Source organism: Rothia uropygioeca (assembly GCF_004136585.1).
Taxonomy (GTDB): Bacteria; Actinomycetota; Actinomycetes; order Actinomycetales; family Micrococcaceae; genus Rothia.
In genome coordinates this window covers 121,783-135,666 of sequence record NZ_NOIR01000005.1, presented here as the reverse complement: position 1 = coordinate 135,666, position 13,884 = coordinate 121,783, and the positions used below count along the sequence as shown (strand labels likewise).

The following is a 13,884-nucleotide window of genomic DNA, read 5'->3' as shown; positions in this document are numbered from 1 at the left end:
CTCGCGACCAGGAATAGTAGGGGGTGGAGAGTGCTTACTATTTTACGGGTTCGAGATCGGATTGGAGGAGCCATGACCGAAGTATCACCAGGTTTCGGCAGCCGTGTCATCATGCACGTTGACATGGACGCGTTTTTCGTCGGCGTCGAGTTGCTGACGCGGCCCGAGCTTGTCGGTCGGCAGGTCGTCGTGGCTGGGTCGGGTCCTCGTTCCGTGGTTCTTTCGGCCTCTTACGAAGCCCGTGCCCTGGGAGTCGGTTCCGCGATGCCCACGGCCAGAGCTCGCCAACTCGCACCCCACGCGGTGTATATCGACCCCTCCCACGGCGCATACCGGGAATACTCCGAAAAGGTCATGAGTATTCTTCGATCCGTGACGGATCAGGTCGAGCAGGTCAGCGTGGACGAAGCCTTCCTGGACGTCACCGGAGCAATCCGGCGTTTGGGCCGTCCGGTAGCGATCGCCCGGGACCTTCGACATCGAATCCATGAGGCAACCGGGTTGGTCGCCTCCGTCGGGATCGCGGGAAACAAGTTCCTCGCCAAGATGGCCTCCACCGGCTCCAAACCGAATGGCTTGTGGATAGTTCCCGACGCCCGCGTGCACGATTTCCTTGATCCGCTTCCCGTCCGCAAGCTCTGGGGCGTGGGGGAGAAGACCGCTCAGAATCTGCACGAGGCTGGCTTCAATACCGTTGGGGCGGTTCGGCAAGCCTCGCTGAGCTTCTTGCAGAGGAGGCTGGGCAAAGCTGCGGGCGCTCATCTTTACGAGTTGTCCCGAGGCCTCGATGATCGCCCGGTAGTGACCGAACGCGTCGAGAAATCAATGGGTGCCGAACATACGTTCAAATACGACACGGATGACGTGCGGGAGATCAAATCGGCCATGCTCCAGCTCAGCCACGATGTCGCGCGAAGGCTGCGGGCTTCGGGCAGACGCGCGTACGGCGTAGCGATCAAAGTACGAGACGAGTCCTTTCATACAGTCAGCCGAGCGCGCGCCCTCGAGCAAGGCGTGACTACGGGCCGAGAGGTCTACGACGCCGCCGTCCGGCTGTTCAATGATCTTGGCCCGTTGCCGTCTCGAATGAGACTGATCGGCGTGCGGGTGGAAAAGCTCGACGCACACGATGCGGGACGCCAACTCTCCCTATGGGATTCGGTCTCGGAGGACCAGCTCGTGGCCGAAGCAGAATGGGACCAGGCCGAATCCGCGATGGACCAGATTTGGCAAAAATTCGGGCCCACAGGATTGCGGCCGGCCAGCCTTGTACGAGGCAGTATTTCGCCCCGGTACGACAAACGGGCACCACGTTCTGAGAAGACGAAAGCGGAAGACGAGTCTGCCCGCGAGGGCCCGAAAAAATCGTCATGAAATTGTCAGCGATAGGCACTATTCTTAATAGACGGATGGAACACGGTTGTCCCGGCCGTATTGACATCCCCCACCCCGGGAAGAGGAGATGACCATGCCACTGTCTGAACACGAGCAGAAGCTTCTTGAGCAGTTGGAACAGCAGCTCAATGCCGAGGATCCGGCATTCGCTCAGTCGATGGATTCAGAGGCTTCATCCCCTCGAACGTCCGGAGGCATTTCTATACGACATCTCGTCCTGGGCATCGTCATCGCCGTCGTCGGCCTGGCTGGTGTGCTGGTAGGGGTAGCTTCCAAACTGATCATTGTCGGAGTCGTAGGGTTTGTCCTTATGGGTCTTGGCGTCTACATCGCGACGATGCGAGGGAAATCCCGGAAGGGCAAGCAAAAGTCGAAATCCTCCACTGGGTCCCACTCCACATCGAACCAAGGGCAATCCACTTTGATGCAAAAACTCGAGCGGAAATGGGAAGAGCGAGGAGGAATGGGCTAACCCCCTCCACTTCGCACCCCACTTCCCACCACTCAACGCCAGGGCCGGTACCGGAATACGGTATCGGCCCTCTTTTGTGCGCTTTTTCGGGAGTTCTGCGGGATGAATCAGCATGTACAGCAAATTCTTGAGGCCACCTCGATCCCCATGAATTCGCGGAATGTGGGGGAAAAAGTGCAACGAGACTCAGAGTATTGACGAGAGAGTATTGCGTGTGGAGGGAAGTGGAGTAAAGTGGGGCACGCAGGGGAGACAAGGGTGGTTCCTTATCTTCCCTCGCATCTGAAGCAGAGGGTGCACTGAAAGTAATCAGGGGAGGCGGTGGCGAATGTTCCTCGGAACGTACTCGCCTCGCCTTGATGACAAAGGGCGTCTTATCCTGCCTGCCAAGTTCCGGGACGAGCTCTCGGAGGGCTTGGTTCTGACCAGGGGACAGGAAAGATGCCTTTACGTCTTCAGCCAGGCGGAATTCGAGCGGGTGCATGAACAAATGCGCGAGGCTCCGATTTCCTCCAAGCAGGCCCGAGATTACATTCGTGTGTTTCTCTCTGGAGCTTCGGATGAAGTTCCCGACAAGCAGGGACGGGTGACCATCCCGTCCTCGCTGAGGGGATATGCAGGACTCGAGAAGGAGCTCGCCGTGATCGGTGCCGGAACCCGGGCCGAGATTTGGGACGCTCAGGCTTGGGACGAATACCTGCAGGAAAAGGAATCGGAATTCTCGGAAACTGACGAAGAGGTTATTCCCGGCCTGATGTGATCTCTGGTGCGTGATCTCCAGCCGGCAGCTCGGAATCGTCCTGGCTCAACTTCCCCTGAGCCAGGCCGAATGAGGGCCGAGCTTGTTTGGATGGGGATCAGGTATCAGAGGTCGCTACCGGCATGGAATGCCAGCGAGCAATAGTCAAATGTCGGGCGTTGGTCGGACCATGGAACGGAGGCCTTGATGGACGCGGAGACCTCACCTGGGTCGCGGCCTGCGCATGAAAGACACGTTCCTGTCCTATTGGAACGCTGCATCAGCCTCTTGGCCCCCGCTCTTCGTGGTAATCATCCCGTCGTCATCGATGCGACCCTCGGCATGGGGGGTCACACGGAATACTTGCTCGACAGATTTCCCGATCTCACGGTCTTGGGCGTTGATCGCGACCCTCAAGCACACGCGCTCGCCGGGAAACGGCTCGAGCGCTTCGGCGATCGGTTTATTCCGGTTCGGGCCGTCTATGACGAAATCCCCGAAATTCTCGAGGACAACAACCTCAATACCGTCAGCGGTGTTCTCTTCGACCTCGGCGTATCTTCACTCCAGCTCGACGAGAGGGAGCGAGGCTTTGCCTACTCGTACGATGCTCCCCTCGATATGCGCATGAACTCGGACGACGAGCTGACCGCTGAGGTAATCGTTAACGAATATGACGAAGGTGACTTGCGCAAGATCTTGCGCGACTGGGGTGAAGAAAGATTTGCCGGGCGTATAGCTAAATCTCTGGTTGAGGTTCGCCAGGATCGCCGGATTACCAGTACGGGCGAGCTAGTGAGCATCATCCAGAAGTCGATTCCCATGGCCGTCCAGAGAAATTCAGGGCATCCGGCCAAGCGAACCTTTCAGGCTCTACGTATTGAAGTTAATCATGAACTTGAAGCTCTTGAGAGGGCTGTGCCACAAGCCTTGAATTCTGTATGCCTCGGCGGCCGTGTCGTAGCCATGAGCTATCACTCACTTGAGGACAAAATTGTGAAGCGAGCAATGACGGCCCTGTCCGTCTCCAAAGCTCCAAAAGGTTTTCCGGTCGAGTTGGAAGAGCACCAGCCCGAAGTCAAGATCTTGACACGCGGGGCTGAAGGCCCAACCGACGAGGAGATAGAAAGCAATCCCCGAGCGGCATCCGCCAAGTTGCGCGCCGCAGAACGTATCCGTGAACCTAGGACGGCAGCATGAGTGCAGAACCGCAGTACACAGACTCGGAAACCGAGAATGATGCACCCGCCGCCCTCCACCTGAGCGCGGTTAAAGAGCGACGCAACCTCCGCGTCGTCGGCGATACCGAGGTCCACGAGGAAGAGCACGAGCTTGCCGAAGGCGGGGAACCTCGCCGTCGGAAACCGCTCGCGGTTCAGCCCGTGGCGCGTCGTCGCCGTCGATTGTCCTTGGTTGTCGCCACGGTTCTGGGCGTCTGCGTCACGTTGGGAGTGGTCTTGCTGCTGAACATCTCGATGTCTTCGAACCAGTATGATTTGGTGCAATTGCGGGATGAGCAGCGTTCGTTGTCCGAACAGAATCAGAAGGCCAGCCAGGAGATCGAATATCACCAGGCTCCCCAGAACCTGGCGATTCGGGCTTCCCAGCTGGGAATGGTCTCCGCATCGGATCAAGCGCAACTGGATCTCAAGAACTCTTCGGTCTCCGGAACCCCGACTCCGGCCGAGAAAGCTCCTGCTGACAAGGAAGAAGCCAAAAAGAACGGTCAGACCAACTTGATCGATCCGCCTCTGAACAGCGAAACGGATGCCGCGAAGCAGGCGGAGAAGCAGAAGCAGAAGACCGAGGAGAAGGATTCGGACTCATCCAAGCCTTCTCAGAGCTCGAGCTCGTCGTCGGACTCCGAACAACAATCCCATAACGGCCAGGACCGGGGAAATAACTAACCCTTTCGAAAGATTGGACGTCTGCCCGTGGCAGACCCCATAGGTTGGCTTGAGCAACACAGGTGAGGCCGAGGCCTTAGACTGAGGACTTCCGCCACGGCGTTCCCCTCGGAGGAATGCCGCAGACCGTGGAGTGAGGCGCGAGCCAACCAACCGTCGCGACGTTTCCCCCGGCCGCTAGGCATTGGGGCAGGAAGAGGAGTCAGTGGATTCTACGGAGGATCGGTCGGGCGACCCTGGTCCAGAGGGTCCCCGCGATGACCGCTACATCGATGGGGCACAGGACTCTCAGTCCCCTGAGGCACAGGGAATACTCCGTCGAAGCTTTATCGGAATTTCCGCTTTCCTGGCGATGCTGGCCCTTTTGGTGGGGCGCCTTTTCTACGTACAGGCGATTGACCCGACTGGCCGGGCGAAGAAAGCGTTGGATGATCGTCGTCGTACCCAGAAGATTCCTGCCTTGAGGGGTGAAATTCACGATGTGGACGGCAATGTTCTGGCGCGATCGATTCAGCGTTACAAGATCACGGCGGACCAGACGGCAGTAGCTCCGGTTAAGCGGTACAACAAGGACAAGAAAGCCGAAGAGCTCAGCGTTCAGGACGTCGTGTACAAGCTCGCCGACATCCTCAAGAAGCCGGACAACGAGGTCAAGGACAGTCTGGACGGTGACAGCAAGTACGCCGTTATCGCCGAGGAAGTCACTCCGGACGTCTACAACGCGATCATGGACATCGGCGCCGAATTCATCTATTCCGAACCGGTGTCCAAACGTAGTTACCCGGACGGATCCATTGGCGGCTCCGTTGTAGGGTTCCTTAATTCCGAAGGTGCTGCCGGCGGTATCGAGTTGCAGTTCAACTCCGACCTGACCGGGCAAGACGGCGAACGGGTCTATGAGATCAGCGCCGACGGAATCCGGATTCCGGTCGGCGAGGACATCAACCAGCCCGCTGAGGATGGCAAGACCATTCGCCTGACCATCAATCGGGATATCCAATATTTTGCGCAACAGCAGGTCAAAGCCCGTGCGGATGAGCTAGGAGCCGAGTGGGGTACCGCCGTGGTCATGCGCATTAAAGACGGTTCCCTCCTGGCCTTGGCCGATTCGTCGATGATCGATCCCAACAATTACGAAAAGGCGAATACCGGGGATTTTGCCGCTAGGGCAGTGAGCGCGGCCACGGAGCCGGGTTCGACCGAGAAGATCCTGACGACTTCCGCCGTGATCGAAGAAGGACTTTCGACGCCGAAGTCCGGGTTCGACGTTCCCGCAGAACTGCACATTGAGGGCCAAACGATCACGGACGCCTTCGACCATGGACCAGAGAAGCGCACTTTGGCGGGAATCATCGCTGACTCCATGAACACCGGTACCGTCCTGGCCGGCAAGCAATTGAGCAAGGACCAACGCCATGATTGGCTCAAGAAATTCGGCGTGGGAAGCCTCACAGGAATTGAGCTTCCGGGTGAGAACCGCGGCATCCTGACCAAAGCGAAGGACTGGGACGTCCGTCAGCAGTACACCGTTCTGTTTGGCCAGGGCGTCTCTCAAACGCCTCTCCAGACGATGATGGCCTATCAGGCCGTGGCCAACGACGGGGTCCAGCTCAAGCCACGCATTGTGGACGCGGTCGTGGATCACCAGGGCAACGAGGATAAACGTCCAGTGTCCGAGGGCAAACGGATCATCTCAGAGAAGACCGCCCAACAGGTCAAGGACATCATGGAAACCGTCATCACCGCGGGCGGCGCCAAGGAAGCTGCAGTCAAAGGATGGCGCGTCGGCGGAAAGACTGGCACCGCGGAGGCCCCTGCGGACAAGGGCGGTGGGTACGACGGTTACACGACCTCCTTCATCGGCGTCGCGCCCATAGAGGACCCTCAGTATTTGGTAGGGATCGTGCTGCAGCGTCCGCAGGGCGAGGTGACCGCGATCGGATGCACGACCGTCTTCTCTAAGATCATGGAGAAAGTTCTGCAGTACTACAAGGTTCCCCACTCGACGTCCAAGCCTGTTGCGCTTCCGAAGTTCACAGATGGGGAACAAGGATAGAGAGCGATACTAAGCTATTGCGCGGGGATGAGCCTCATCGGACGGCTCAGTGCCCCGACAAAGATCACGACACCGAAGAACCACATCACACACTCCCAACCATGAGAGAAGGATCGCTCACATGCCCCTTGAGGATCAGTCCGTGGGCCATGAACCCGGTTCGGGCGAAAACAGCCTGGACGGTACCGCACAGACTCTGCGTCCTCGCAATGTAGCTCCGCGGACCCTCGAAGAACTAGTTGGAGCCATCGAGCACCGCGGCCAGCGGGCCCGGATCGAAGGCACCCCCGCGGTATCAGCGGCCGGAATCAGCATGGATTCTCGGGAAGTTCAGTCCGGCGACCTCTACGTTGCGCTGCCCGGCGCCAACGCACACGGCGCAGATTTTGCCGAAGCTGCCGCCGCCCGAGGAGCCGTCGCAATCCTGACGGACGAGGCCGGCTTGTCCAAGATACGGGCGCTGACCGTGACCCTGCCCGTCGTGATCGTCGAACGGGTCCGTGACGTCGTAGGTCCGCTGGCGGCGCATATCTATGCCAGCCAACCAGCATCGCCGGAGGTACAGCGACTTTTCGCGGTCACCGGAACCAACGGCAAGACCACGACCACCTACATGATCAACTCGATCATGGCGGCTCTCGGCCATACCACGGGACTCATCGGAACAATTGAAATACTTGCCGGGGGACAGGCCATCCCGAGCCAACTCACGACGCCGGAATCCACTCACGTTCACTCTCTGGTTTCCGTGATGAGGGAACACGGGATCACCGCAGCTTCTATGGAAGTGTCCTCTCACGCCCTGGACTACAAGCGCGTGGACGGATTGGTGTACGACGTCGCGGGGTTCACCAATCTCACACAGGATCACCTGGACCTCCACGGGACCATGGAAGCTTATGCCGCTTCCAAAGCGCAGCTTTTCAGCCCCGACCATTCGCGACGCAGCATTGTGACGATAGATGATGACTGGGGCCATTGGATGGCCAGTACCGCCCGGGGCGAGCAGGGCGACGAATCGGTTGTGACCCTCTGGACCGGATACGGCACCGGCGACCGGGGATCCCAGCCTGTTCCCGATGCCGATTGGAGACTCACGTCCGTTGAGCCGGACGGAATCGGTCATCGCTTCGAACTCAGGCACCGTGACGGGCGAGAGTTCCGCGCCAAAACCGGCCTGCCCGCGGACTTCAACGTGTCGAATGCCGCGTTGGCCGTGGCGATGGTCGCCGAATCGGGCGTCGATCAGAAAGCCCTTTCCGAAGCGTTGTCACACGTTGCGACCTTGACCCCCCTCGTGCCCGGTCGGATGCAGGTAATCGCACAGAAACCCGTTGCCATCGTGGACTTCGCGCACAATGCTGACGCTCTGGAACGTGCCCTCGCGGCCGTTGACCCCGGAGAAGACGGCCCGGGCAAGGTCATCGTCGTCTTCGGCGCAACCGGCCAACGAGACCAGACGAAACGACCGATCATGGGCGCGGTCGCTGCACGACACGCGGACATCGTGATCGTGACGGACGACGACCCTCATAACGAAGCGCCCGGCCCTATACGCGAAGCAGTGGCCGCAGGAGCTCGACAAGCCAGCAACGAGGGCGCCCGCGCCCAGTCGGTCGAAAACATCGCGCCTCGGGCCGAAGCGATTGCCCGAGCCGTCGAGCTGGCCGATCCGGCAGACGCAATTCTGGTGGCCGGTCGAGGCCATGAGGTCAGCCAAGATATCGCAGGCGTTGACAATGCTCTCGACGACCGTGAGGAATTGCGGAGTGCGCTTCGCTCTTGGGAAGCCCGTCAGGACGCCGCAGGAGGAAAACGATGATCGAATTATCAGCCCGAGAAATCGCCGACGCCGTCGGAGGGACGATTGCTGGTCTCGATGAGGCGTCCACCGACGCGGTTCTCTGCACCTCCGCGACGACAGATTCACGGGAAGTGACCCACGGGTCGCTGTTCATTGCGAAACCGGGTGAGGTGACGGATGGCCATCGATTCATCGGAACCGCTCGGGAAGCCGGTTCTCCGCTGGTTCTTGCCGAGCGCCAGGTCACTGACGAAAACAGCCAAGTGTATCCGTCCGTGATCGTCCCGAACGTGGTCGACGCCATGGGACGGTTGGCGCACGAAGTCGTTTCCCGACTGCGGGCAGAGGGTGACGTGACCGTCGTCGGGATCACCGGATCCGCAGGAAAAACCACGACCAAGGATCTGCTTCGGGGTATTTTCAGCCAGCACGGGCCCACGGTGGCCCCCATCGGGTCGTACAACGGCGAGGTCGGGGTGCCTCTGACAGTATTCCGAGCGGACCGCGATACCCGCTATCTCGTGATCGAGATGGGCGCGAATCATCTAGGCAACATCCGGTACCTCTGCGACATGGTCGTTCCCGATTTCGGGGCGATCCTCAAGGTCGGAACGGCGCACGCCGGGGAATTCGGCGGGGTGGAAAACATCGCCATCACGAAGTCCGAGCTCGCCGACGGAGTCGCGGAAACTGGGGGAGTGGCCCTCAATATCGACGACGGACGAGTCGCGGCAATGGCGTCCAAAGCTTCGGCGCCCGTGATGTACTTCGGCGTCGAGGACCGGCACGTTCGCGAAGCCGACACGCCGATCGTCGAGGCCCGACAGTTGCGTACCGATGAGACCGGATGTCCTCAGTTTCGGCTGTGCTTCCCCGACGGGAATGAGTATGAGGTCACGTCGAAGCTCATCGGTGAGCACCATGTGTACAACGCATTGGCAGCGGCGACCCTTGCGTTCCTCGCGAAGGTTCCGACCAGCGACATTGCGAAAGGACTGAATACGCTCGCCGCCGGAAGCCGGTACCGCATGGAACGGACAGATCGTGCGGACGGAGTGACTATCATCAACGACGCCTACAACGCGAACCCCGAATCAATGGCTGCGGCGTTGAGAACGCTCGCCCAGATGGGCCGCGATGCCCGACCCCCGCGGAGAACGTGGGCTGTTCTGGGCCCGATGCTCGAGCTGGGTGAGTCCTCGAGGGAAGAACACGATAAGCTCGGGCGCGACGTCGTCCGCCTGAACATCCCCAAATTGATCGCGATCGGGAAGGAAGCCGCACCGATCTTCAACGCCGCTCATCTGGAAGGTTCGTGGGGCGAAGAAGCGGTATGGGTCGAGACTGCCGACCAGGCCTTCGAAATCCTGCAGCGAGAACTACGTGAGGGCGACATCGCCCTCTTCAAATCCTCCAACGGCGCTGGCTTGCGGTTCTTGGGGGATAGAGTTGCTCAGGACCAGACCGGCGTCCATCGGCCCGGAAACGAATCTAGGTAGAAAGGCGCAAAGTACCGCATGATTTCCATCTTGTTGGCGGCGGCCTTTGGCCTCATCCTCTCCCTCATCGGGACGCCACTGTTCACCAAGTTCTTGGTCAGGCAACAGTACGGCCAATTCATACGCGAGGATGGCCCCACGAGCCACCAGACCAAGCGCGGGACACCGACCATGGGTGGCGTTGTGATCATCGCCGCGACCTTGGCCTCGTTCTTCTTGTCACTTGTCATCAACGGTCTCGTCTTCGGTGGCAACCCTGTACCGTCGGTCTCCGCGCTCCTCCTGCTCTTCCTCATGGTGGGCATGGCCGGAGTGGGCTTCATCGACGATTTCAAGAAGATTGCCCGGAAGCAGTCCCTTGGTCTCACGGCCAAGGGGAAAATCATTCTCCAGGGCACGGTTGGCATCGTCTTCGGCGTTCTCGCACTGACGATTCCGGACGAGAACGGTTGGACCCCCGCATCGACGCACATCTCCTGGACTCGGGACATCCCTTGGCTGGATCTGTCTTTCGGTATACCGGTGCTGGGCATCATCTTGTTCGTCGTCTGGGCCAATTTGATCTCGACCGCCACGACCAATGCCGTTAACCTGACGGATGGTCTGGACGGACTCGCGACGGGCGCCTCGATCCTGGTCTTTTCCGGGTACCTCATGATCTCGATGTGGCAGACGAACCACTTGTGCGAACCGCACACCCTCGGATCGGTCTGTTATGAGGTGCGCGATCCGGCGCAACTTTCGATTGTTGCCGCCGCGCTCGTGGGAGCCCTGATCGGTTTCCTATGGTGGAACACCTCTCCGGCCACCATTTTCATGGGGGACACCGGGTCCTTGGGTCTCGGTGGTGCGCTGGCCGCATTCGCGATCCTGACCCACACCGAAATCCTTCTCGTCCTGATGGCCGGACTGTTCGTCATGATCTCCGCATCGGTCATCATTCAGGTCGGATACTTCAAGCTCTCCGGAGGCAAACGTGTGTTCAAGATGGCGCCTTTGCAGCACCACTTCGAACTCAAAGGTTGGAAAGAGGTGACCGTGGTGGTCCGTTTCTGGATCATCGCCGGCCTCTTCGTGGCCCTTGCTCTCGGAATCTTTTACGGCGACTGGCTCATCGGCCACGGAGGTGTAACCGTATAATGCGCTCGACCCAAGAGAACCCTCTCGTCGACAATCCCCGGCTCGAGTCGCTGACCAGCTGGGACTCGGATTGGACCGGTCTGCGGGTCGTCGTTGCCGGGATCGGCGTTTCGGGATTCGCCGCAGCCGATACCCTGATCGAGCTTGGTGCGCGTGTCGTCGTCGTGGACGGCAAGGACGATGAGGAAAACCGCTACAAGCAGCAGACCTTGGGGATCGTGGGCGCTGCGCAAATCGTTCTGGGCGAAGGCGCCATGCAGAGACTGCCCGACGTCGACGGCGAGCGTCCCGATGTGGTCGTCACCTCACCCGGCCTGCGCCCTAACTTGGGCATTCTCGCCCAAGCCGCGCAGGAAGGCGTGCAGATCTGGGGTGAAGTCGAACTCGCATGGCGTTTGCGCAAGCGCGAAGGGCGCAAAACCGCCGAGTGGGTATGCATTACCGGGACCAACGGGAAAACGACGACGGTCGGTATGACCGCATCGATCCTTCAGGCTGCGGGTCTCAAAGCCATCGCCGTGGGCAACGTCGGAACTCCCATCCTGGATGCTCTGCGCGATCCGGTCGAGTACGACGTCCTCGCGGTCGAACTGTCCAGCTACCAGCTTCACTGGTCGTATTCGGTCGCGCCCTTGGCTTCGACCGTTCTCAACATCGCCGAAGACCACATTGACTGGCACGGCAGTTACGAAAACTATCAGGCGGACAAAGCCCGAGTATTCGAAAACACGAGGGTCGCCTGCGTCTACAATGCGTCGGTGCCCTTGACCGAAAAAATGGTCGAAGAAGCAGACGTCCAGGAGGGGTGCCGCGCGATTTCGTTCACGACGGACACGCCGTACCTTTCCCAGTTGGGCGTCGTGGACGGCTTGCTCGTGGATCGGGCTTTCATCGAAGAACGCCGAAGCTCTGCCGCGGAGTTGGCCGGAGTGCAGGACACCGGTGAGCTGCCGACCAGACACACCGTGGAGAACGCTTTGGCGGCGGCGGCACTCGCGCGGGCCGCCGGCGTGGAGCCGGTTGCCGTACGGGATGGCCTTCGGTCCTATGAACCTGGAGCCCACCGCATCCAGCCCGTTGCCAACACGCATGGGGTGCTGTGGGTCAACGACTCCAAGGCGACCAACCCGCACGCCGCCGACGCCTCGCTGAGTTCTTTCTCGCCGGTGATCTGGATTGCGGGCGGTCTGTCCAAAGGTGTGGCTTACGACGACCTGGTGGCCAAACACGCCGAGCGCCTTAAAGCCGTGGTGCTCATCGGGACGGATACGCAATCCTTGACGGAGGCCCTGAACCGTCACGCTCCGAACGTCACTGTGCTTCGCGCAGTCGAAGGGACCGGTGTCTCCCGGGACGACGGTCGGTCAATCATGGCCCAGGCCGTCCGAATCTCGCACGGGCTCGCGAAGCCCGACGACACCGTGCTCATGGCGCCGGCGGCTGCCTCGATGGACCAATTCACGTCGTACGCCGAACGGGGAGACGCATTCATAGAGTCGGTGACCGAACTCGTGGAGCGCATCCAGAACGATGAGAGCGAAGAAGGGGACCATTCCTCATGAGCACCCCAGCCCCGGAACGCCCGCAGAATCGCCGCAAGGACACCCTGTGGACCAGAGTGGCCGAGGGCTACCGGTACGTGACCAGACCACTTTACCGATGGGTGGCTACCGGTTCGATGTCGAGCGCATCGATCGGGATTGCGGTGTCCTCGATCGGGCTGACGGTCCTCGGCTGCATGATGGTGTTGTCCGCATCCTCAGTCGAGCAACTCAGCCGGGGCCTCTCGCCCTACGGGCTGTTCCTGCGCCAGGGGATCTTTGCACTCGGTGGGATTGTCGCGATGTTCGTGGCATCCCGAATCAAGATCTCTTTTTGGAAGAACCAGAGGCTCACCTATTGGCTCATGGGAATTTCCCTTGTTCTACTGCTTCTGGTTTTGTCTCCGATGGGCAAAGAAGTCAACGGCAACCAGAACTGGCTCGCCGTGGGTGCCTTCAGCTTCCAACCCTCCGAGATCGCCAAGTTCTCGTTGATGTTGTGGGTCGTATGGTCCCTGGTCAAATCCACTCGGGTCTCCGAAAGCGCTCACGATGCCCTTTTGCCGTCGAGCCTCGGCTTCTTGGCGGTTGCAGGTTTGGTGATTATCGGCGGAGACGCCGGTACGTGCATCGTCTTCGTGCTGATTTACGCGAGCGCCCTATGGTTCGCGCGTGCCCCGCGCAAGATTTTCACCCGATCGTTCCTCATCGGTTTGGTCGTGATGGTGTTGGTCGTCATCGCGCGCCCACACCGCTTGTCTCGCGTGATCACCTGGCTCGTGCCGTCGACCTGCACGCAAGGGCAGGAGTGCTATCAGGCCAATTCCGGTATGGCCGCGTTGGCCACGGGGTCGTGGTGGGGCGAGGGTTTAGGGCAATCACGCCAGAAATACAGCTATCTTCCCGAAGCCCACAATGACTTCATCATCGCGATTCTGGGCGAGGAACTCGGTTTCATCGGAACCTGTGTTGTCGTGGCGCTCTTCGTCGTCCTCGCGCTGTGCCTCGCACGCATCATTCTGCGCTCGACCGACCGATTCGTCAGGCTGGCCGCTGGATGCATTCTCGCCTGGTTCATCGGCCAGGCTTTCGTGAATATCGGCATGGTGACCGGTTTGCTGCCGGTGATCGGCGTTCCTCTGCCGTTCGTCTCCTACGGAGGCACATCGCTCATGATGTCCCTGTTCACCTCGGGATTCGCGATGTCTTTGGCCAAGGCACCCACGCACCCTGCCATCAGTTTGAAGTCCCTCGACGACGAAAACGCGGACGTAAACTAGAGATCGCTCGTTGACCCTTGCGCGGGCACACAGACCATTGACATTCCGGGA

The 13,884-nt window shown here is 59.9% G+C and carries 11 protein-coding genes; all 11 read left to right on the top strand.

The genetic code is table 11. The annotated features are described in order from the left end of the window. Window positions 1–72 precede the first annotated feature (72 nt). The 11 genes from dinB to ftsW all read left to right on the top strand — a co-directional run bounded on the left by dinB (window position 73) and on the right by ftsW (window position 13,833). Window positions 73–1,374 (top strand): DNA polymerase IV, encoded by a 1,302-nt coding sequence (gene dinB / locus EWR20_RS12220; protein ID WP_129360965.1) that lies wholly within the window; start codon window positions 73–75, stop codon window positions 1,372–1,374. Between the two features lie 94 nt (window positions 1,375–1,468). Continuing rightward, a complete protein-coding gene (locus EWR20_RS12215) occupies window positions 1,469–1,867 on the top strand; it encodes a DUF3040 domain-containing protein (RefSeq protein ID WP_129360964.1) in 399 nt (132 codons plus the stop codon). A gap of 328 nt (window positions 1,868–2,195) precedes the next feature. Then, window positions 2,196–2,627 carry a division/cell wall cluster transcriptional repressor MraZ gene (mraZ, locus tag EWR20_RS12210; protein WP_129360963.1) on the top strand — a complete coding sequence of 144 codons (432 nt, stop codon included), beginning with the start codon at window positions 2,196–2,198 and terminating at the stop codon, window positions 2,625–2,627. Between the two features lie 186 nt (window positions 2,628–2,813). Beyond that, a complete protein-coding gene (gene rsmH, locus EWR20_RS12205; RefSeq protein ID WP_129360962.1) occupies window positions 2,814–3,806 on the top strand; it encodes a 16S rRNA (cytosine(1402)-N(4))-methyltransferase RsmH in 993 nt (330 codons plus the stop codon). Beyond that, entirely contained in the window at window positions 3,803–4,513 is a 711-nt protein-coding gene (locus tag EWR20_RS12200) for a hypothetical protein (protein ID WP_129360961.1), read from the top strand. The genes rsmH and EWR20_RS12200 overlap by 4 nt, the downstream gene beginning before the upstream one ends. 205 nt (window positions 4,514–4,718) lie before the next feature. Beyond that, window positions 4,719–6,569, top strand: coding sequence for a peptidoglycan D,D-transpeptidase FtsI family protein (locus EWR20_RS12195; RefSeq protein ID WP_238147747.1), 1,851 nt, complete (start codon window positions 4,719–4,721; stop codon window positions 6,567–6,569). Window positions 6,570–6,690: 121 nt separating this feature from the next. Continuing rightward, a complete protein-coding gene (locus tag EWR20_RS12190; protein WP_129360960.1) occupies window positions 6,691–8,391 on the top strand; it encodes a UDP-N-acetylmuramoyl-L-alanyl-D-glutamate--2,6-diaminopimelate ligase in 1,701 nt (566 codons plus the stop codon). Then, entirely contained in the window at window positions 8,388–9,872 is a 1,485-nt protein-coding gene (locus EWR20_RS12185) for a UDP-N-acetylmuramoyl-tripeptide--D-alanyl-D-alanine ligase (RefSeq protein ID WP_129360959.1), read from the top strand. The genes EWR20_RS12190 and EWR20_RS12185 overlap by 4 nt, the downstream gene beginning before the upstream one ends. Before the next feature lie 18 nt (window positions 9,873–9,890). Next, the gene (gene mraY, locus EWR20_RS12180; protein WP_129360958.1) at window positions 9,891–11,012 is read left to right on the top strand and encodes a phospho-N-acetylmuramoyl-pentapeptide-transferase; all 1,122 of its coding nucleotides are present in this window, start codon (window positions 9,891–9,893) and stop codon (window positions 11,010–11,012) included. Further along, the gene (gene murD / locus EWR20_RS12175; protein WP_129360957.1) at window positions 11,012–12,574 is read left to right on the top strand and encodes a UDP-N-acetylmuramoyl-L-alanine--D-glutamate ligase; all 1,563 of its coding nucleotides are present in this window, start codon (window positions 11,012–11,014) and stop codon (window positions 12,572–12,574) included. Before mraY ends, murD begins: the two co-directional genes overlap by 1 nt. Continuing rightward, on the top strand, window positions 12,571–13,833 hold the full coding sequence (ftsW, locus tag EWR20_RS12170) for a putative lipid II flippase FtsW (RefSeq protein ID WP_129360956.1): 1,263 nt from the start codon (window positions 12,571–12,573) through the stop codon (window positions 13,831–13,833). The genes murD and ftsW overlap by 4 nt, the downstream gene beginning before the upstream one ends. Window positions 13,834–13,884 lie beyond the last annotated feature (51 nt).

Bases quoted from the DNA above. Each gene is read 5' to 3' on its own strand.
- dinB (WP_129360965.1), top strand. From the start codon at position 73: ATGACCGAAGTATCACCAGGTTTCGGCAGCCGTGTCATCATGCACGTT.
- EWR20_RS12190 (WP_129360960.1), top strand. From the start codon at position 6,691: ATGCCCCTTGAGGATCAGTCCGTGGGCCATGAACCCGGTTCGGGCGAA.
- EWR20_RS12200 (WP_129360961.1), top strand. From the start codon at position 3,803: ATGAGTGCAGAACCGCAGTACACAGACTCGGAAACCGAGAATGATGCA.
- murD (WP_129360957.1), top strand. From the start codon at position 11,012: ATGCGCTCGACCCAAGAGAACCCTCTCGTCGACAATCCCCGGCTCGAG.
- ftsW (WP_129360956.1), top strand. From the start codon at position 12,571: ATGAGCACCCCAGCCCCGGAACGCCCGCAGAATCGCCGCAAGGACACC.
- mraY (WP_129360958.1), top strand. From the start codon at position 9,891: ATGATTTCCATCTTGTTGGCGGCGGCCTTTGGCCTCATCCTCTCCCTC.
- EWR20_RS12215 (WP_129360964.1), top strand. From the start codon at position 1,469: ATGCCACTGTCTGAACACGAGCAGAAGCTTCTTGAGCAGTTGGAACAG.
- mraZ (WP_129360963.1), top strand. From the start codon at position 2,196: ATGTTCCTCGGAACGTACTCGCCTCGCCTTGATGACAAAGGGCGTCTT.
- rsmH (WP_129360962.1), top strand. From the start codon at position 2,814: ATGGACGCGGAGACCTCACCTGGGTCGCGGCCTGCGCATGAAAGACAC.
- EWR20_RS12185 (WP_129360959.1), top strand. From the start codon at position 8,388: ATGATCGAATTATCAGCCCGAGAAATCGCCGACGCCGTCGGAGGGACG.